A 19,636-nucleotide genomic window follows, 5' to 3' on the forward strand; every position below is an offset into this window, starting at 1 on the left:
TGATCGTGGCGAAGCATTGCGTGGCAGCGTTTGAACATGAATAGCCAACGAGTGATCGGGTTGGTCGTCCATGGGATGGCCTGCGTGCTCTATATCGTGATGAATGGCTTCGCCGTGCCGATCTATAAAACCCTGGTCGGCGGGCTGACTTCCCGTGGCGTCGCCATCGGCATGGGCATGTACCTGGTTTATTACTTTTTCGTTTTCCTGAATCTTGTTTTGGCCTTCATCCCGCGCCTGGCCGCCCAGTTTGGCGTGGCGATTTTCATGATGGCCTCGATCCTGGTTTACCTGCTGCCGCGCTATCCCGTACGGGCCATGGCGTATTGCGCCCTGGCGGGTGGTTTGACCCTTTGCGCCATTCTGGTCACCCGCGCCCTCAATGCCGCGTTTACCCGCTGGCGCGCTGCACAGGGAGTGGCCCGATCGTGATTCGCAACCGTCGATTGACCTCGCCCCTCGTATTGATCCCAGCCTTGATGGGCCTTTTCGTGCTGATTTTCCTTGGCCTGAAGATCGTGAGTGCCTTGGCCGCACAGCCCTTGAAGAAATACTGGAGCGAGTCGGGCAAGTGCTACATCGCCCGATATGCACCCGACTACGAGGCGTTTGGCAGGGTCGGGCAAGTAATCGAGTTGTTCAGCAGCCTGTCCTTCTATCGTGTGTACACAAAGGACGGCGTGCTACTCAAAACATCCGAATGGTACTTGTGGATGCGCGAAGGCAACGCCGGTGTGGGCCCTGAGTTTCGGGGCGAAATGGTGCTGTACCCCGGCGCGCAAGGCTGGGAAAGCTGGACGGTGCCGCCATGTCGTTGATGATGAGCCGATCCCCCGCACCTCGTGCGCCCGTCAAACATCCTCTGGTCAAAGGACTCGCTGTGGCCGTCGCGGTGGTGACGGCGATCCTGGCCTGGGCGACGCCTGTGTTTTCCAACGCCTTCATGTTGCTGATGGACCGGTCGAATTTCATTCCCAGCGAGTCGTCGATCTGGAGCTTCGAGCCCTACGAAATCAACCAGGGCTCGAGCAACTACTGGCTCTACGGCGAGGACGCGCAGCGCTATTACTATTTCGCCTACACCCCCGACGCGCCTTATCGCTCAATCGCCAAGCGCAATCAGTGCGCAGGCTTCGACAAGCGCGATGTGCGCACCTGGTGCACGCCATGACGCGTTCGATGCAGGTGTGGAAATGGCTCAATCATGTGCTGAGCGCCATCGGTGTGTTGGCGATCATCGCGCTGGTGACGCTGTTCATCTCGCTGCGCCCCTCCAATCCTTCAGCGCCCGTGCTGCCAGGCCACCCCGATGCGGTATGGCGCGGGGCGCAGGATGGTGGCTTTTTCATCGAGATCACCCGGTCCAATCCGCCGGATTACTTTGTGCAGGTGCGGTATGAAACCGGAGACCTCAATAGCGAGGGCTGGATCCGGTTCCAGACCCCTGACGGCAAGCCGCTGACGATGGCGCGCATCAACAGTGCCGATGGCGAGTTTCTGTATGTCGACTCGTACCTGCCCATGACACCGAACAAAGGAGGGACTCGTCGATGAGCCTTCGCTCCTTCGTGGCGTCAGTGTTGGCAGCGGGATATCTGTCGTTGGTCGGCTGCACGACTCAACTGACGTACATCTACGAAATTGACCTGTTGAATACCTGCGGCGTGCCGCTGCAGATTCAATCGAAGAATGCCAGCAACTGGTTGCCGCTGATGGAGCCGCGCGTCCTTGCACCGGGCAAGCAGTACGCCGTGGCCAGTTACCTGTCTTACGACGAAGACGGCGGTATACAGGTTGATGACAACTTCTTGCTGACCGTCAAAGGATCTGAAAAAACGCGCCTCTTCAGTGCGGACGACCTACGCAACGCCCTGCCTGGCATCAAACCCGAACGCGATGGCAGTCGCCGTATCTGGACACTCAAGGATGGAGTCTTTTGCCCATGATCAACGTATCGGACGAGATGCGTGGTTACCTGATGTACGTGGCCGACAGTGATCTGTTCGGCGGCCTCGCGATACTGAGCCTGCTGTTGGTGGTCACGGCGATCAGCCGACGCCTGCGCCAGTCGCGGCTGCATCGCGCGCTGACGTTCATGGTCCTGATTTCACTGGTCGCGATCGAAGTCGCCGGCAGTTGCTACTCCTCAGTGAGCCCGGCATGAACACCCCGAGCCGAATTCTAATCAGCGTATTGATCCACAGCCTTGGCTGTCTGGCTTACGCGATCCTGAATGACGCGGTCGTGCATGCCTATAAAGCATTCAACGGTGGGTTCACCACCCGGGGCGTCGCGATTGGCGGGGCCAGCCACGCCCTCTTTTATATCTTTGTGACCGTCAATTTGATCGTCGCGTTGATTCCGAACCTGTTGGCCAAGCTGCTGTTACTGAGCGTGATGGTGGGTTTCATCCTGCTCTGGATGATGCCCGAGAATCCGCTGCGGGCGTTGTTCTACGGCGTGGCCCAGGGTTCTGTCACGTTCATGGCGATTCTGACGACGCAAGTCATCGAATTGCGTTGGGCCCAGAGGTTGTGGAATCGCCGCACCGGACAAACCCCGAGCGCAGGTGTTCGCCCGTGATCAGTCTGAACCGACGCCTGTTCCTGGGCGCCGCCCTCTGGGTGCCGATCATCGCGTTCGAGGTTCTGATTTATCTCGAATCGACGGTGTGGAACCCGACGGCATTCAACTGGGAGCAGTTCCTGACGATCCACGTCCTCTGGTTCGGGTCCCTGGCCTATATCGTTTTTGCCGCGTGGGCAACGCGAAAGCTGAGCAGGACAACCGAACAACAGATCGTGAAGAAAATCTGGTGCGCGCCGCTGATGTTCATCCCTTTTTACGCGGCGCCCTGGGTGATCAGCGGGCTGGGTCTTTTGCTTTTCGGGCAACTGTCCGGGCTCGGAATGATGGTGATGTGGGTGGCGTTTTTGCCCTATCTGCTGGGCGTCGGCTACGTCATCTCCGGGCTCACGGTTGCGCTCTACAGGACGTTTTATTCATGAGATTTCTTACCAGGCAGGTAACCCGTGTCCTTTAACCACTACTACCAAAGCGAACTCACCGCACTTCGCCAGTTGGGTCGTCGATTCGCCGAGCGTAGCCCGGCGTTGGCGCCTTTCCTGGGCCAGGCCGGGCGGGATCCGGACGTGGAGCGGTTGCTCGAGGGCTTCGCTTTCCTGACCGGGCGCCTGCGCCAGAAGCTCGATGACGAGTTGCCGGAACTCAGCCATTCGCTGATGCACCTGCTGTGGCCCAACTACATGCGGCCGCTGCCGGCGTTCAGCATCTTGCAGTTTGACCCGCTGAAGCGTTCCGGGCCGGCGTTGATGGTCGAGCGCGACACACCGGTGGAAAGCGTACCGATCGACGACGTGCGCTGCCGCTTCCGCACCTGCTACCCGACCGAAGTCCTGCCGCTGGACCTCGCTGCGCTGAATTACTCGGTGAAGGGCGACGGTTCGCTGTTGAGCCTGCGGCTGGAGATGAGCGCCGACGGCCACCTCGGAGAGCTGGAACTGAGCCGCTTGCGCCTGCACTTTGCCGGCGAGCGCTACATCAGCCAGATGCTCTACTTGAGCCTGCTGCGCAACCTCGAAGGCATCGAGCTGATCCCGCTCGACGGCGCCGGCAAACCCATCAATGGCGTCAACGGCACGCCGATGGCGTTCAAGATGCCGGGCGACCGCGTGCAGCCGGTGGGGTTTGCCGAAGAAGAAGCGCTGATCCCGTATCCGCTGAACACCTTCCGCGGCTACCGCTACCTGCAAGAGTATTTCGCCTTCCAGGACAAATTCCTGTTCGTCGACATCAACGGCCTCGACCTGCTCAAGGCGCTGCCGGAAGACACCCTCAAGCAAGTGCGCGGCCTCGAATTGCGCTTCGACATTCGCAAGAGCGGCATCCAGCGCCTGCGCCCGACCCTGGACAACGTGAAGCTCTACTGCACGCCCATCGTCAACCTGTTCAAGCACGATGCGTTGCCGATCCGCCTCGATGGCAAACAGGACGAATACCTGCTGCTGCCGGCGGAATACGACCTGGAAAACTGTGGCGTGTTCTCCGTCGAAACGGTCACGGGCTGGAAGCCGGGCGGCCTCGGTTATCAGGAATACGTGCCGTTCGAATCCTTCGAGCACGACCCGAGTTTCGACGTGCCCAACAGCCGTCCGCACTACAGCATCCGCCAGCGTTCGTCCTCGTTGCACAACGGCCTCGACACCTACCTGAGCTTCGGCATCCGCCACACCGAAGCCCACGAAACCCTGTCGATCGAGCTGATGTGCACCAACCAGAACCTGCCGCGCAAGCTCAAGCTCGGCGACATCAGCCAGGCCTGCGAAGAGACGCCGGAGTTCCTGAGTTTCCGCAACATCACCCCGGCCACGCCCAGTTACGCGCCGCCGCTGAACCGTGACTTCCTGTGGAAGCTGATCAGCAACATGTCGCTTAACTACCTGTCGCTGGCCGACGTCAACGCGCTGAAGGTGATTCTCGAAACCTACGACCTGCCGCGCTACTACGACCAACACGCCGAAAAAGTCAGCAAACGCCTGCTGGGCGGGCTCAAGTCGATCAAGCACCAGCACGTGGACAGATTGCACCGAGGGTTGCCGGTACGCGGGTTGCGCACCGAGCTGACCATCGACCCGGAAGGGTATATCGGCGAAGGCGACCTGTTCGTTTTCGCTTCGGTTCTTAACGAGTTTTTCGCGCTTTACGCCAGTCTCAATTCGTACCACGAGTTGCGCGTAAAAAGCACACAGGGAGAGGTGTACCAATGGACACCACGTATGGGCCTTCAGCCGCTGCTTTAAGCGGGCTGACCCGAGGAATACGCGAGTACTCGCTGTTTCAGGCCGTGCTGCTGGTGGTTGACCGGCTGCGGGAGGCCCACCCGCACCTGAGCCAGGACGACTTGTACGACCAGCTGGAATTCCAGGCCAACCCGAGCCTGGGTTTCCCTGGCAGTGACGTTGATCGCGTGGAGTTTTTCACCGAGCACGGGCACCTGCGCGCGCGTATGCGTTTCAACCTGATCGGCCTGGTCGGCTCGGGTTCGCCGCTGCCGGCGTTCTACGGCGAACAAGCCCTGGGCGACAGCGAAGACGGCAACCCGACACGCAACTTCCTCGACCTGTTCCACCATCGCCTGCAACGGCTGATGCTGCCGATCTGGCGCAAGTACCGCTACCGCGCGAGCTTCGAGAGCGGGGCGCTTGACCCGTTCTCCGCGCAGTTGTTTGCGTTGATCGGTCTGGGCGGCGAAGAGATCCGCAAGGCCAAGGAACTGAACTGGAAACGCCTGCTGCCGTACCTCGGCCTGCTCAGCTTGCGCGCGCACTCGGCGGCGTTGATCGAAGCGGTGCTGCGGTACTACTTCAAACACGCCGAACTGACCATCGAGCAGTGCATCGAGCGCCGCGTGGAAATCCTCGACGAGCAGCGCAATCGTTTGGGCCGCGCCAACAGCATGCTCGGCGAAGACCTGGTCCTCGGCGAGCACGTGCGCGACCGCAGTGGCAAGTTCCGCATTCACATCCGCGAACTCGACTGGCTGCGTTTTCACGAATTCCTGCCCATCGGTTTCGGCTACCAGCCGTTGTGCGCGCTGGTGCGGTTCACCCTGCGTGACCCGCTCGATTACGACATTCGCCTGGTGCTGCGCCAGGAAGAAATCCGCGAACTGCGCATCGGTGAGCAGAACGCCTGTCGCCTGGGGTGGACCAGTTGGCTCGGCCGCGAAAAAGCGGACGGCGTGGTGACCCTCGGCAGCAAAATTCATTAAGGACAGATGACTAAATGAGCAACGTAGACCTGCAACAACTGATTCAGGCGCTGGACGCCGAAACCCGCCGTGACCTGGAAAGCTCGGCCGAACGCTGCGTCGCCCGTGGCGGCAGCAAGATCCTCGTCGAAGACCTGCTGCTGGGCTTGCTGGAGCGTCCCAATGGCCTGCTCGCACGCGCGCTGCAAGATGCCGAAGTGGATGCCGGAGAACTGAGCGCCGCCCTGCAATCGCGGGTCGAGCACAGCGCCTCGCGCAACCCGGTGTTCGCCCCGGAACTGGTGCAATGGCTGCAAGACGCCTTGCTGGTGGCCAACCTTGAACTGGGCCAGACCCAGGTCGAGCAAGCGGCGTTGATCCTCGCGCTGCTGCGCAATCCGATGCGCTACGCCGGCAGCCGCTACCAGGCATTGCTGGCCAAACTGAACATCGACCGCCTGAAAGAATTTGCTTTGTCCCAGAAAGAACAACCGGCCACTGGCAAATCCGCCGTGCCGGGGGAATCCCTGCTGGAGCGCTTCACCCACAACCTGACCCAACAGGCCCGCGACGGCAAACTCGACCCGGTGCTGTGCCGCGATGGCGCGATCCGCCAGATGATCGACATCCTCGCCCGTCGGCGCAAAAACAACCCGATCGTGGTCGGTGAAGCCGGCGTCGGTAAAACCGCGATCGTCGAAGGCCTGGCCTCGCGCATTGCGGCCGGTGAAGTGCCGCAAGTGTTGAAAGGCGTCGAGTTGCTGTCCCTGGACATGGGCCTGTTGCAGGCCGGTGCCAGCGTCAAAGGTGAATTCGAGCGTCGCCTCAAAGGCGTGATCGACGAAGTCAAAGCCTCGCCAAAACCGATCATCATCTTCATCGACGAAGCCCACACCCTGATCGGCGCGGGCGGCAATGCCGGTGGTTCCGACGCGGCCAACCTGCTCAAGCCAGCCCTGGCCCGTGGCGAGTTGCGCACCATCGCCGCCACCACGTGGGCGGAGTACAAGAAGTACTTCGAGAAAGACCCGGCCCTGGCCCGTCGTTTCCAACCGGTGCAACTGCACGAACCGACCGTCAGCGAAGCGGTGACCATCCTGCGTGGCCTGGCTCAGGTCTACGAGAAGAGCCACGGCATCTACCTGCGCGATGACGCGGTGGTTGCAGCGGCCGAACTGTCCGCCCGTTACCTTGCCGGTCGTCAACTGCCGGACAAGGCTGTGGACGTGCTCGACACCGCTTGCGCCCGCGTCCGCATCAGCCTCGCCGCCGCCCCGGAAAGCCTGGAGCGCCTGCGTGGCGAACTGGCTGAAGGTGGCCGTCAGCGTCAGGCCCTGCGCCGTGATGCCGAAGCCGGTCTGCTGATCGACCACGAAGCGCTGGAGGCTCTGGAAGCTCGCCTGGAAGAAGCCGAGGACGAAAGCGTCGCGCTGGAAGCCCTGTGGACCGAACAGAAAGAACTCGCCGAGCGCCTGCTGGATCTGCGTCAGCAATTGGCCAAGGCCCGGGTCGCGGTCGCCGTTGAGCCCACCGTCACGGTTGAAGAAGACGCCGAAGGCACCGTGATCGAAACCCTCGAAGTGCCGGTGGATGAAACGCAAAGCGTCGCGTCCCTGGAAGCCGCGCTTAACGACACCCACAAAACCCTGACGGCACTGCAAGTCAAAGAGCGGCTGGTGAGCTTCGAAGTCTGCCCGCGTCTGGTGGCTGAAGTGATCAGCGCCTGGACCGGCGTGCCCTTGGCGCAACTGGCCCGCGAGCACAACGCCAAGGTCGCAAGCTTCGCCACCGACCTGCGCGTGCGCATCCGTGGTCAGGAACAAGCCGTCCACGCGCTGGATCGCTCGATGCGCGCCACCGCTGCCGGCCTGAACAAACCCGATGCTCCAGTCGGCGTGTTCCTGCTGGTCGGCCCGAGCGGCGTCGGCAAGACCGAAACCGCGCTGGCCCTCGCCGATTTGCTGTACGGCGGTGATCGCTTTATCACCACCATCAACATGTCCGAGTTCCAGGAGAAGCACACCGTGTCGCGCCTGATCGGTGCACCGCCAGGCTACGTCGGCTACGGCGAGGGCGGCATGCTCACCGAAGCCGTGCGGCAGAAACCGTACTCTGTGGTGTTGCTCGATGAAGTCGAAAAAGCCGACCCGGACGTGCTCAACCTGTTCTACCAAATCTTCGACAAAGGCGTGGCCAACGACGGCGAAGGGCGCGAGATCGACTTCCGCAATACGTTGATCCTGATGACCTCGAACCTGGGCAGCGATTTGATCGCCGACCTCTGCGAAAACGGCGAGCGGCCATCGGCCGAAGTGCTCGAAGAAACCATTCGCCCGGTGCTGAGCAAACACTTCAAACCGGCACTGCTGGCACGGATGCGCGTGATCCCTTACTTCCCGGTGGGCGGCCCGGTGCTGCGCGAGCTGATCGAGATCAAACTCGGTCGTCTGGGCGAGCGTTTGAACCGTCGTCAGCTGGAATTCACCTGGTGCCAGAACCTCGTCGATCACCTGTCCGAACGCTGCACCCAAAGCGACAGCGGCGCGCGTCTGATCGACCATCTGCTGGACCTGCACGTGCTGCCGCTGGTAGCCGACCGCTTGCTCGATGCGATGGCCACCGGTGAGAGCCTCAAGCGCGTTCACGCAACGCTCGACGGCAACGCCAGCGTGATTTGCGAGTTCGCCTGAGGTGGGTGTGATGTTCACTCAAGTGCCGCAACCACTGGTCTATGCCGAAGCCTTGCTGGCGCAGTTCGCCAGCCTGTCGCGGGCAGCGGACGGTGCTGCGCTGCTGGGTGACTTCGTGCGCGGTTTGGCCGAACTCAGCGGTTGCGAGTTGACCCAGTTGTACCTGTTGGACGCGACCCACACTTGCCTGGGCATGAACGCCGAGTGCCTCAATGGCACCCTGCAACTGCAAGGCGCGGCGAGCATGCCGGCGGATTACACCGGTGAGCAACTGCTGCAATTCGCCCTGTGCCAGAACCGCGTGGTGTGCCTCAGCGAGTTGAGCGGCAGCCTGCACGAAACCAGTTTTCTGCCGCTGCAGGCCACGCCGTGGCAATCGCTGTTGTGCGTGCCGCTGGTCAATCAGCAGAAGGCTGTCGAAGGCTTGCTGCTGTGCGCCAGCCCCCGGCACATCGCCCTGCAAGGCTTTGCCGATTCCCTTGGGCAACTGGGGTCGTTCGTGCTCGGCCAATTGCATCTGCTGCAACGCCTGCGTCAGCCTGCCAATGCCGCCGCGCCGGTCAATCGCGGTGCTCCGAGTGTCAGCGGTTATGGCTTGATCGGCAAAAGTGCGGCCATGCGCCAGACCTATTCGCTGATCAGCAAAGTCCTGCACAGCCCGTACACCGTGCTGCTGCGCGGCGAAACCGGCACCGGCAAGGAAGTGGTCGCGCGGGCGATTCACGATTGCGGGCCGCGCCGTTCCCAGGCGTTCATCGTGCAGAACTGCGCGGCGTTCCCCGAGAACCTGCTGGAAAGCGAGCTGTTCGGCTACCGCAAAGGCGCCTTCACCGGCGCTGATCGCGACCGCGCCGGGCTGTTCGACGCGGCCAACGGCGGGACCTTGCTGCTGGATGAAATCGGCGACATGCCGCTGTCCCTGCAAGCCAAGCTGTTGCGCGTGTTGCAGGAAGGCGAGATCCGGCCGCTGGGTTCCAACGACACGCACAAGATCGACGTGCGCATCATCGCCGCGACCCACCGGGATCTGGCGGTGCTGGTCAGCGAAGGCAAATTCCGCGAGGACTTGTACTACCGCCTCGCGCAATTCCCGATCGAGTTGCCGGCCCTGCGTCAGCGCGAAGGCGACATCCTCGACCTGGCCCGGCACTTCGCCGAAAAGGCCTGCGCGTTCTTGCAGCGCGATGCGGTGCGTTGGTCCGAGGCGGCGCTGGATCACCTGTCCGGTTACGCCTTCCCCGGCAACGTGCGCGAACTCAAAGGCCTGGTCGAACGCGCGGTGCTGCTGTGCGAGGGCGGCGAGTTGCTGGCCGAGCATTTCTCCCTGCGCATGGAAGCCATGCCCGAAGACAACAGCGGCTTGAACCTGCGTGAACGCCTGGAGCAGGTCGAACGCAGCCTGCTGCTCGATTGCCTGCGCAAGAACGACGGCAACCAGACGCTCGCCGCCCGAGAACTCGGGCTGCCGCGCCGCACGCTGCTGTATCGCCTTGGGCGCTTGAATATCAATTTGGGTGATTTCGATGGCTGATCTCAACGTCTGGACTCGGATTGGAACGCCACCTGTGGCTTGCGAATTCCCTGTGGCGAGGGAGCTTGCTCCCGCTGGGCTGCGCAGCAGCCCCAAAACTCTGCGACGCGGTGTGTCAGTCAAACCGCGTCTGCTGTTTTACGACTGCTTCGCAGCCGGGCGGGAGCAAGCTCCCTCGCCACAGAGGCCTTGTGCCAGAGCCCTTGGCTTCACCTTATTCGCTTCTGACAGCGCCACCCGTAAGGGTCGGCGCTTTGTACTTTGTCTACCTCTGGAGTCCCTCTGATGTCTGTTCGTCACTGGCAAGCCGTCCTGCTGACCCTCGTCGTTCTATGCGGCCTCGGCGGCTGCAGCGGCAATTACAAATTCAACGACAACACCTATCGCCCATTGGGTGATCCGCAGGCGGTCAATCGCGGCAAGTGACCGCAAGGAGCATCATCATGGAACTGGTTTTCGAAATGCTGAACACCAAGCAGTTCGTGCCCACGGATTTGTGCCAGAAGACCTTCAAGCAGGCCGGTGGCGTGATTGGCCGGGGCGAGGATTGCGACTGGATCATCCCGGACCGCAAGCGTCACCTGTCCAACCACCATGTGGACATCAGCTACCGCGAAGGCACTTTCTTCCTGACCGACACCAGCAGCAACGGTGTTCAGGACGGGCAGAGCGGCGCGCGCCTGCGCAAGGGCGAAGCGGTGCGTATCGAACACGGCAGCACCTACGTGCTGGGTGACTTTGAGATCCGCGCGCGCCTGGTGCGCGACCCGGCGACGTTCGACGTCGAAGTCGGCCGTCCACAGGCCGCGGGCAGCATCATTCCTGACGATGCGTTCCTCGACCTCGACCCGATGAACGCCCTCGACCAGCAGGAACGCGTGTACTCGGAAATCGACGAACTGATCTCCCCGCGCAACGCGCCAGAGGACACCCGTCAACGCGCCGATTACGCGCGTATCGACATGGAAAGCCTGATGGTGCCGGAGCTGATCGACGCCCCGGTCGAACCGGCGCCAGCCCCGCCGCCGAAAGCCGTCGAGCGTCAGAGCGACGGTTTCTGGGAACACTTCGGTGCCGCCCTGGGCGTGGACCTTAAAGGCCTCGACCACGACGCCCGCGAAGCCCTGGCGCTGCACGCTGCGCGCCTGTTGCGCCAAAGCGTCGGCGGCCTGCAACAGAGCCTGCGCACCCGTAGCGAGTTGAAGAACGAACTGCGCCTGGCCCAGACCCTGGTTCAGGGCAACCAGAAAAATCCGCTGAAATTTGCCGTGGATCCGGGTGAAGCGCTGGAGATTCTGCTGCAGCCAAACAAACCGGGGCAGATGCCGGCCGAGCAGGCGATCTCCCGCTCGTTCCGCGATTTGCAGGCGCACCAAGTGGCGTTGCTGACCGCCAGCCGTGCGGCGGTTCGCGGCACTCTGGAACACTTCTCGCCCGAGCAGTTGACCTTGCGTTTCGAACGCGACAACAAGCCGATCCTGGCCACTTCCGGCAGTCGCTGGAGAGCCTACGGCCGTTATCACCAGGCCCTGCGCCAGGACGATGACTGGAGCGAACGCTTGCTGGCCCGGGACTTTGCCCAGGCTTACGAAGAACAGATCCGCCTGATTTCCACCCTACACACCGACCACCAAGGATGATGCGCATGTCTCGCTGCTCGACCGCTTTTTTCAAGACGCTGACGGCGCTGACGGCCCTGGTGCTGCTGGCCGGCTGCTCGTCGCTGTCGCCGTATTCCACCGTGACCAAGCTCAACCTGAAGCTGACCGCCAGCGATCAACTGAACCCGGACCTCAATGGGCGCCCGTCGCCGATCGTGGTGCGCCTGTTTGAGCTCAAGCACCCGGTGACCTTCGAAAACGCTGACTTCTTCAGCCTGTACGAACGCGCCAAGGAATCCCTGGCCCCGGACCTGGTCGCCACCGAAGAGCTGGAACTGCGTCCGGGCGAATCCGTGGACCTCAAGCTCAGCGTGGAGGAGGGCAGCCGTTACGTGGGCGTCCTCGCGGCCTACCGCGACCTGCCGGAAACCAAATGGCGCTACACGGTGCAAGTCACCCCGGTGGAACTCACCGAGGCTGACCTGACTCTCGACCAGGCCGGCATCCGCAACACCAATGAAACGCTCGCCAAGGCGGTTGACTGATCATGAACTCCCATAAAGTCATTTGGCAGGAAGGCATGCTGCTGCGTCCGCAGCACTTCCAGCACAACGATCGTTACTACGACCACCAGATGAAGACCCGCACCCAGTTGCTGGGCAGTTACACCTGGGGCTTCCTGAACCTGGACATCGACTTGCAGTTCCTGAACATGGGCAAACTGGTGATCAGCCAGGCCTCGGGGATCCTGCCGGACGGCAGCCTGTTCGAACTGGGCGGCAACACCGAGCCGCTGGCGCTCGACGTACCGCCGAACACCGGCAACACGCCGATTTACCTGGCGCTGCCGCTGGTCACGGGCAACCACATCGAAGCCCGCCGCCCGGAGCAATCCGACGTGCTGGCGCGCTACACCGCGTATGAAGCGGAAGTCGCCGACTCCAATGCCGGCGACGACTCCGCCAGCCAGGTCAGTTGCGCCCGTCCGGACTTCAAACTGTTGCTCGGCGAGCAGCAGAGCGACCAGGCTTACGTGAAGCTGAAGATCTGCGAAGTGCTCGACACCACGCCCGACGGCGTGATCAGCCTCGACCCGGACTTCGTGCCGACTTACATCCAGGCGCATTCCTCCAGCTACCTGCTGTCGTGCCTCAAAGAAGTGATCAGCATGCTCGGCCACCGGGGCGACACCATCGCCGACCGGATCCGTTCCAATGGCAAGGTCGGTGGCGCGGAAGTCGGCGACTTCATGATGCTGCAACTGATCAACCGCACCGAACTGTTGCTGCGCCACTACTTGGGCCTGGAGCAGGTTCACCCGGAAGAGTTGTACCGCACGCTGCTGACCATGCTCGGTGATTTGGCGACCTTCTCCAGCGACAGCAAACGCCCGCGCCTGGACAGCCGTTACCAGCACAGCGACCAGGGCGCGAGCTTTCGCAAACTGATGGAAGCGATTCGTCAGGTGCTGTCGATGGTGCTCGAACAGCACGCCATCGAGCTGGTGCTGCAAGCGCGTCAGTACGGGATCATCGTCTCGCCGTTGCACGACCACAAACTGTTGGGCTCGGCCTCGTTCGTGCTCGCGGCCAGTGCCAACTGCGACTCCGAAGAACTGCGCCACCGCTTGCCGGCGCACCTCAAGGTCGGCCCGGTGGAGCGCATCCGCCAACTGGTCAACCTGCATCTGCCAGGCATCAAGGTCAAACCGTTGCCGGTGGCCCCGCGGCAGATCGCGTTCCACTCCAACAAAACCTATTTCATCCTCGAACTCAGTTCCGAAGACCTGGCGCAACTCGAGCGCTCCGGCGGCTTCGCGTTCCACGTGTCCGGCGAATTCGCCGAGCTTGAACTGAAATTCTGGGCCATCAGGAACTGACCGACATGATCAAGGACACGGAATACAACCAGGACGATAAAACCGTCCTGCTCGACCGCCAGGGCCACGGCCCTGCTTCGAGTCCGCTGACAGACTTCGCCGCGCCACCGCGTTTCGAACAGCTCGAAGAACGCATGATCTACGCCGCGCGGCTGCGCCCGGCCGAAGCGTTCAACATCAGCCTCAATTCGCTGGTGGCCGCCGCCTCCGACCTGTTGTCGGAAGTGGTGCGCCTCAAGCACAGCGACACCCGCGAAGACATGTACGCGCTCAACGAGCGTCTGACCTCCGCACTGAAGCTGTTTGAAGTGCGCGCGCTGCACAACGGCGCCGAAAGCAGCCAGGTGATGGCCGCCCGTTACGTGCTCTGTACCGTGGTCGACGAAGCCGTCGTGACCACGCCGTGGGGCAACGAAAGCGAGTGGTCGCAGATGAGCTTGCTCAGCAGCTTCCACAACGAAACCTTCGGCGGCGAGAAGTTCTTCCAGCTGCTGGATCGCCTGTCGAAAAACCCGGTCAAGCACTTGCCGATGCTGGAGCTGATGTACCTGTGCCTGTCCCTGGGCTTCGAAGGCAAGTACCGGGTGCAAGCCCGCGGCATGCTCGAGCTCGAAGGCATCCGCGACGCCTTGTATCGTCAGATCCGTCAACTGCGCGGCGACGTGCCACGTGAGCTGTCACCCCATTGGGAAGGCCTGAACGATCAACGCCGCAGCCTGGTGCGCATCGTGCCGGCGTGGATGGTGGTGCTGTTCACCGTGGTCTGCCTGGTGGTGATGTATTCGGGTTTTGCCTGGGTACTGGGCGAACAACGCGAAACCGTTCTGCAACCTTATCAGCAGCTAGATCCGGCCGCGGTCCAGCCGCAGTCGCAGCCGTAAACAGGGACGTGTGATGAAAAAGTTTTTCAAGAAAGTCGGCGCATTCTTGCGCAAGACCTGGGTCTGGACCTTGCTGGTGGTGCTGTTCCTCGCGCTGCTGGTGTGGTTCGTCGGGCCGCTGCTGGCGGTGGATGACTACAAGTTCTGGGAAGGTTCGACCTCCCGCTTGCTGACCATCAGTGTGCTGTTCCTGATCTGGGGCCTGACCATGGTCTTCGTCAGCTGGCGCGCCGGTGTGCGCAAGAAAGCCATCGAAGACACCGAAGACGGCCAGGATCGTATCCGCCGTGAAGAGCTGATCGACGAAGAGCAGAAAGAGTTGAAGGTGCGCTTCAAAGACGCGCTGAAAACCCTGAAGACCTCGAGCCTGTATCGCGGTCGCAGTGAGCGCTGGCGCAGTGATTTGCCCTGGTACTTGCTGATCGGTCCACAGGGCAGCGGCAAGACCAGTCTGCTGGACTTCTCGGGCCTTGAGTTTCCGATCAACAAGATCGACCGCAAACTGACCCGCGACACCCTCGGCACCCGTCATTGCGACTGGTACTTCGCCGACCACGGCGTACTGATCGACACCGCTGGCCGCTACCTGACCCAGCCGGATCAAGAGGTCGATGGCAGCGCCTGGAACACCTTGCTCGACCTGCTGCGCAAGCGTCGTCGCAACCGTCCGTTGAACGGCGTGCTGGTGACCATTCCGGTGGAAACCCTGCTGGGCGGCAGTGAGCAGGACCTCGACACTCTGGCGCGCCAGGTGCGTGCCCGTCTGCAAGAGGTGCATCAGAAACTGCACGTCGACGTGCCGATCTATCTCGTATTGAGCAAGGCTGATCGCCTGCTCGGCTTCGACGAGTTCTTCGATCAACTGACCCGCGAAGAAAGCGATCAGGTGCTCGGCACCAGCTTCCGCAAAGAGCAGAGCGGTACCGATGTCGCCGTGCTGCGCGCCGAGTTCGAAGAGCTGCTGCGTCGCCTGAACAGCCAAGTGATCATGCGCATGCACCAGGAGCGCGACACTCAGCGCCGTGGCCGCATCCTCGACTTCCCGCATCAACTGGGGCAGATCGGCGAGCGCCTGTGCCTGTTCGTCGACATGGCGTTTACCGGCAACCGCTACCAGCGTGTCAGCCAGTTGCGTGGTTTCTACCTGACCAGCGCACCGCACCTGACCCAGGAAATGGACCAGACCACCGCCGGCATCGGCGCCAATCTGGGGCTGAATGCCGGCGTGCTGCCGACCCTGCGCAGTGGCCGTTCGCGCTTCATCCACCATTTGCTCAGCCGCGTGATTTTCCCGGAAGCTGATCTGGCGGGCCTGGACAAGCGCGAGCGCAGCCGCATCCACTGGGGCCAGCGTGCCTTGTACGTGGGGGCGCTGGCGGCATTGGCGCTGTTCGGCATCCTGTGGGCCGGTGGATTCTCGGCCAACTACGAGCGCCTGGAAAGCCTGCGCAACCTGGCACAAAACTGGACGCAATCGCGCTCGGCACTGACCGCGCGTGACGACTCCATGGCCGTGCTCAAGACCCTCGACACCAGCTATGCGGCGACTCAGGTCTTCCCGAACAAGGGTGATGTGAGTTACCACGAGCGCGGCGGTCTGTATCAGGGCGAAGAGTCTAATCCGGTGGTCAAGGCTGCCTATGAGCGTGAGCTTCAAGCTCAACTGTTGCCACGGGTCGCGACCCTGCTCGAAGGGCAGATCCGCGCCAACATGCAGGACCGCGAGCGCTTGCTCAACAGCCTGCGCGCGTACCTGATGCTGAACATGAAGGATCGCCGCGATGCAGGCTGGCTCAAGGATTGGGTCGCCACCGACTGGTCCACGCGTTACGCCGGTAACACCGCGGTGCAGAACGGTTTGAACACGCACTTCGAGCGCTTGTTGCAGCAGCCGTTTATCTACCCGCTCAACGATCAACTGGTGGCCCAGGCCCGTCAGGTCTTGCGCAGCGAGTCCCTGGCCAACGTGGTTTACCGGATGCTGCGCGAGCAGGCCCGCAACCTGCCGGAATACCGTCTGAGCCAACACATGGGCCCGCAAGCGGCGCTGTTTGTCGGCACGGACTACGTGATCCCGGGCTTCTACACCCAGCAGGGTTATCAGCAGTACTTCTCGATCCAGGGCTCGGCGTTGGTCACCGATATCCTGCGCGACAACTGGGTGCTGGGCGAAGGCTCGGGCATCAGCGGCATGGACTTGCGTCGCCTGATGGTCGAACTGGAGCAACTGTACTTCCGCGACTACGCCAACTTCTGGAGTGAAGCGGTGGGCCAGGTTGCCCTGCCACCGATCAGCGATTTCAGCGAGGGCGCCGAGCAACTGGCGGGCCTGACCTCGGCCAACTCCCCAGTCCTGCAACTGCTGGTGGAAGTGCGCGAGAACACCCGGTTCCCGGCAGAAGCCGATCCGGTTGATCAAGCGGCGGATGCGGCTGGCGCACTGGCTGATCAGAAGGGCAAGTTGGGCAAAGTCGGCAAACTGGCGGCTGCTGCCGCGGACAAAGCCTCGGACATGGCGGCGACCAAAAACCTGCCGGACACCGCGAAGAAATCCCTGCAACGGCGCTTCGAACCGCTGCACCGCTTGCTGGATGACAACAACGGCCCGGCCGCTGATTTGACCCCGGCGCTGACCGCGCTCAACGACCTGCAACTGCAAGTGGCCAGCCTGGCCCGCGCCAGTTCGCCGGAGCAAGCCGCGTTCGAAATGGCCAAGACCCGCATGGGTGGCCAGCGTGATGCGCTGAGCAACCTGCGCAACGCGTCCAACCGTTTGCCGCGTCCGGTCAGTGTCTGGTTCAACGTGTTGGCCGAAGACACCTGGCGTCTGGTGCTCAACGATTCCTACCAGTACCTGAACCAGCGTTATCAGAGCGAGCTGTACAGCTTCTACGGCAAAGCGATCAACAAGCGTTATCCGTTCAGCGCCCACAGCACCAGCGACGTGGCGATCAGCGACTTCCGCGAGTTCTTCAAGGCTCAAGGCATCAACGACCGCTTCTTCGAAACCTACATGCGTCCCTTCGTCAGCGGCGATCCGGGCAACTACCGCATGCGCAGCGTCGATGGCCACAGCCTGCCGATCTCCAAGGTCTACCTCGACCAGATGGCGGCGGCGCAAACCATTCGCCAGAGCTTCTTTGCCGAGAACCCGGCCGAGCCGCAAGTGCAATTCAAACTGGAGCCGTACACCCTCGACCCGGCCGTCAGCCGTTCCGAGTTCAAGTTTGGCGACAAGACCATCGAATACCGCCACGGCCCGATCGTGCCGGTGTCGTTCAAATGGCCGACCGATGCTGAAGACGGTCGCACCAGCCTGGTCCTCGACAAAATGGCCGGCCGCCCGATTGGTATCGAGAAGAACACCGGCCCTTGGTCGCTGTTCCGTCTGTTCGACCTGATGCAGACCGAGTACCTGAACGGTCGCGACGTGCTGGTGCTCAAAGCGGACGTGGGTGGCCTGCGCGCCAACTACCTGCTGTCGAGCCAACGCACGCCGAACCCGTTCGACATGGGCGTGCTGCGGACCTTCCGTATGCCGGTGCAACTCTGATGGCGGTTGCCAGTTCCTGGCGCAGCGCTGCGCGTACCGATCCGGGCAAGGTTCGGGCGCGCAACGAAGATGCCTTCCTCGACGCGCCACAGCAGGGGCTGTGGGTGGTCGCGGACGGCATGGGCGGTCATCAGGCTGGCGACATTGCCAGCCAGTTGATCGTCGCCAGCCTGGCGGAACTGCCGGTGCAGGATGACTTCGACCAACGACTCAAGGGCATTCGCCAGTGCTTGCACTGGATCAACCGCCGCTTGGGTCAGGAGTTGACCGTCACCGCCGGGCGCCACGACAGCATCATGGGTAGCACCGTGGTGGCGCTGCTGGTGGAAGGCAGTCGCGCGGCCTGCATCTGGGCCGGCGACAGCCGCTGCTATCTGTGGCGTGGCCAGCGTTTGTATCAGCTGTCCAAGGACCATTCGCTGCAACAGCAACTGATCGACGAGCAAAACATGAGCCTCGAAGACGCCCGCGCCCATCCTTCGGCCCATGCCCTGACCCGTGCGGTCGGGGCGGCCGATGTGCTGACGCTGGACGTGCTCGAACTCGAGGTTTACCCCGGCGATACGTTCCTGTTGTGCAGCGACGGTTTGTACCAAGGCCTGAGCAGCGATGCCCTGGGCAACGCCCTGAGCCTGACCGCGCCGCACGTTGCGCTGGAGCGTCTGTTCGACAGCGCTCTGCGTGGCGCGGCCCGGGACAATCTGACTGCCGTGGTGATCCGCCAATGACTGAACTCATGCGACCGATCGACGACCTGCTGGTGAGCGAAGAGCAGGACAACAACCTGACCTACTTTGCGTTCGCCAAATCTCATCAGGCTGAACCTGCACTGGCGCCCACACGGGCCAGCGTCGGCGAATTGCCCGACGTGTTGGGCGGGCGTTACCGCATCGAGCGCCTGCTCGGTGCCGGTGGCATGGGTGCGGTTTACCGCGCACGGGACTTGCTGAACGAACAGTTCGGCGATCCCGACCCTTACATCGCGCTGAAAATCCTCAGCGAAGAATTTGCCGAATCGCCGGACGCCAGTGCCTTGCTCTACAGCGAGTTCGCCCTGACCCGACGCCTGCGCCACGACAACGTGCTGCGCTTCCACACCTTTGAAGTCGACACCGACTGCCAGCGCGCCTTCATCACCATGGAACTCATGCGTGGGCTGACCCTGGACAAATTACTCTGCGAGCGGCCCACCGGCCTGCCGTGGAAAGAACTGCGCGACATCGCGCTGCCGCTGCTCGACGCGCTGGCCTACGCCCACGCTCGCGGCGTGCTGCACGGCGACATGAAGCCAAGCAACGTGATGCTCAGCGAGGAGGGCGTGCGCCTGTTCGACTTCGGCCTCGGCCAGGCCGAAGAGGGCATCTTGCCCGGCCTGCCGCACCTGAGCCGCAGCCGCTTCAACGCCTGGACCCCCGGCTACGCCGCCCCGGAACTGCTCGAAGGCCAGCCGCTGACCGCCAGCGCCGACGTCTATGGCGTCGCCTGCGTGCTCTACGAACTGGCGAGCGGCAAACACCCGTTCCGCCGCTTGCCCTCGACCCAGGCCCGCGACGAACGTCTGGAGCGCGAACTGCACGCACCCAAGAACCTCCCGAAACACTGCTGGCCAGCCCTGCGCAACGCGCTGACCTTCAACGCGGCTGATCGTACGGTCAGCGCCGCTCAACTACGCGACGCCATGGGCGCCACCTCGTCCTGGCTGCAACGCCTGCGTCTCTCGGCGTAACGGAT

Annotated in this window: 20 protein-coding genes; all 20 read left to right on the forward strand. The window is 62.4% G+C overall.

Features of this window, described 5'->3' with window-relative positions; genetic code table 11:
- The first annotated feature begins 36 nt into the window (after positions 1-36).
- The 20 genes from FQ192_RS15920 to FQ192_RS16020 all read left to right on the forward strand — a co-directional run bounded on the left by FQ192_RS15920 (position 37) and on the right by FQ192_RS16020 (position 19,631).
- Positions 37-432 carry a hypothetical protein gene (locus tag FQ192_RS15920; protein ID WP_149659446.1) on the forward strand — a complete coding sequence of 132 codons (396 nt, stop codon included), beginning with the start codon at positions 37-39 and terminating at the stop codon, positions 430-432.
- Complete coding sequence (locus FQ192_RS15925; protein ID WP_178129127.1) at positions 429-818, forward strand: hypothetical protein; 390 nt, start codon at positions 429-431, stop codon at positions 816-818. The genes FQ192_RS15920 and FQ192_RS15925 overlap by 4 nt, the downstream gene beginning before the upstream one ends.
- Positions 818-1,171, forward strand: coding sequence for a hypothetical protein (locus FQ192_RS15930; RefSeq protein WP_256672294.1), 354 nt, complete (start codon positions 818-820; stop codon positions 1,169-1,171). Before FQ192_RS15925 ends, FQ192_RS15930 begins: the two co-directional genes overlap by 1 nt.
- Positions 1,168-1,554: a hypothetical protein gene (locus FQ192_RS15935; protein WP_149659448.1), complete on the forward strand. Its 387-nt coding sequence runs from the start codon at positions 1,168-1,170 to the stop codon at positions 1,552-1,554. The genes FQ192_RS15930 and FQ192_RS15935 overlap by 4 nt, the downstream gene beginning before the upstream one ends.
- Positions 1,551-1,946 (forward strand): hypothetical protein, encoded by a 396-nt coding sequence (locus FQ192_RS15940; protein WP_149659449.1) that lies wholly within the window; start codon positions 1,551-1,553, stop codon positions 1,944-1,946. Before FQ192_RS15935 ends, FQ192_RS15940 begins: the two co-directional genes overlap by 4 nt.
- Positions 1,943-2,164 carry a hypothetical protein gene (locus tag FQ192_RS15945; protein WP_149659450.1) on the forward strand — a complete coding sequence of 74 codons (222 nt, stop codon included), beginning with the start codon at positions 1,943-1,945 and terminating at the stop codon, positions 2,162-2,164. Before FQ192_RS15940 ends, FQ192_RS15945 begins: the two co-directional genes overlap by 4 nt.
- Positions 2,161-2,583, forward strand: a complete 423-nt coding sequence (locus FQ192_RS15950; protein ID WP_149659451.1) for a hypothetical protein — start codon at positions 2,161-2,163, stop codon at positions 2,581-2,583. Before FQ192_RS15945 ends, FQ192_RS15950 begins: the two co-directional genes overlap by 4 nt.
- A complete protein-coding gene (locus FQ192_RS15955) occupies positions 2,580-3,008 on the forward strand; it encodes a hypothetical protein (protein ID WP_256672289.1) in 429 nt (142 codons plus the stop codon). Before FQ192_RS15950 ends, FQ192_RS15955 begins: the two co-directional genes overlap by 4 nt.
- A gap of 24 nt (positions 3,009-3,032) precedes the next feature.
- The gene (gene tssF / locus FQ192_RS15960) at positions 3,033-4,820 is read left to right on the forward strand and encodes a type VI secretion system baseplate subunit TssF (RefSeq protein WP_123515708.1); all 1,788 of its coding nucleotides are present in this window, start codon (positions 3,033-3,035) and stop codon (positions 4,818-4,820) included.
- On the forward strand, positions 4,784-5,791 hold the full coding sequence (gene tssG / locus FQ192_RS15965; protein ID WP_149659452.1) for a type VI secretion system baseplate subunit TssG: 1,008 nt from the start codon (positions 4,784-4,786) through the stop codon (positions 5,789-5,791). Before tssF ends, tssG begins: the two co-directional genes overlap by 37 nt.
- 14 nt (positions 5,792-5,805) lie before the next feature.
- Entirely contained in the window at positions 5,806-8,460 is a 2,655-nt protein-coding gene (gene tssH, locus FQ192_RS15970; RefSeq protein ID WP_149659453.1) for a type VI secretion system ATPase TssH, read from the forward strand.
- Positions 8,461-8,470: 10 nt separating this feature from the next.
- Positions 8,471-9,991 (forward strand): sigma-54-dependent Fis family transcriptional regulator, encoded by a 1,521-nt coding sequence (locus FQ192_RS15975; RefSeq protein WP_149659454.1) that lies wholly within the window; start codon positions 8,471-8,473, stop codon positions 9,989-9,991.
- A gap of 285 nt (positions 9,992-10,276) precedes the next feature.
- On the forward strand, positions 10,277-10,417 hold the full coding sequence (locus tag FQ192_RS15985) for a hypothetical protein (protein ID WP_008030659.1): 141 nt from the start codon (positions 10,277-10,279) through the stop codon (positions 10,415-10,417).
- Between the two features lie 17 nt (positions 10,418-10,434).
- On the forward strand, positions 10,435-11,631 hold the full coding sequence (tagH, locus tag FQ192_RS15990; protein WP_133835360.1) for a type VI secretion system-associated FHA domain protein TagH: 1,197 nt from the start codon (positions 10,435-10,437) through the stop codon (positions 11,629-11,631).
- Positions 11,632-11,636: 5 nt separating this feature from the next.
- Complete coding sequence (gene tssJ, locus FQ192_RS15995) at positions 11,637-12,137, forward strand: type VI secretion system lipoprotein TssJ (RefSeq protein WP_149659456.1); 501 nt, start codon at positions 11,637-11,639, stop codon at positions 12,135-12,137.
- Between the two features lie 2 nt (positions 12,138-12,139).
- On the forward strand, positions 12,140-13,471 hold the full coding sequence (tssK, locus tag FQ192_RS16000; protein WP_133835362.1) for a type VI secretion system baseplate subunit TssK: 1,332 nt from the start codon (positions 12,140-12,142) through the stop codon (positions 13,469-13,471).
- Between the two features lie 5 nt (positions 13,472-13,476).
- Positions 13,477-14,352, forward strand: a complete 876-nt coding sequence (icmH, locus tag FQ192_RS16005; RefSeq protein WP_123515720.1) for a type IVB secretion system protein IcmH/DotU — start codon at positions 13,477-13,479, stop codon at positions 14,350-14,352.
- A 13-nt stretch (positions 14,353-14,365) separates the two neighbouring features.
- Entirely contained in the window at positions 14,366-17,905 is a 3,540-nt protein-coding gene (gene tssM, locus FQ192_RS16010) for a type VI secretion system membrane subunit TssM (RefSeq protein ID WP_149659457.1), read from the forward strand.
- Positions 17,905-18,633: a PP2C family serine/threonine-protein phosphatase gene (locus FQ192_RS16015; RefSeq protein ID WP_149659458.1), complete on the forward strand. Its 729-nt coding sequence runs from the start codon at positions 17,905-17,907 to the stop codon at positions 18,631-18,633. The genes tssM and FQ192_RS16015 overlap by 1 nt, the downstream gene beginning before the upstream one ends.
- Positions 18,630-19,631 (forward strand): serine/threonine-protein kinase, encoded by a 1,002-nt coding sequence (locus tag FQ192_RS16020; protein ID WP_178129129.1) that lies wholly within the window; start codon positions 18,630-18,632, stop codon positions 19,629-19,631. Before FQ192_RS16015 ends, FQ192_RS16020 begins: the two co-directional genes overlap by 4 nt.
- The last annotated feature ends 5 nt before the right edge of the window (positions 19,632-19,636 follow it).

The organism is Pseudomonas sp. ANT_J12 (assembly GCF_008370045.1).
In the GTDB taxonomy this organism is placed as follows: domain Bacteria; phylum Pseudomonadota; class Gammaproteobacteria; order Pseudomonadales; family Pseudomonadaceae; genus Aquipseudomonas.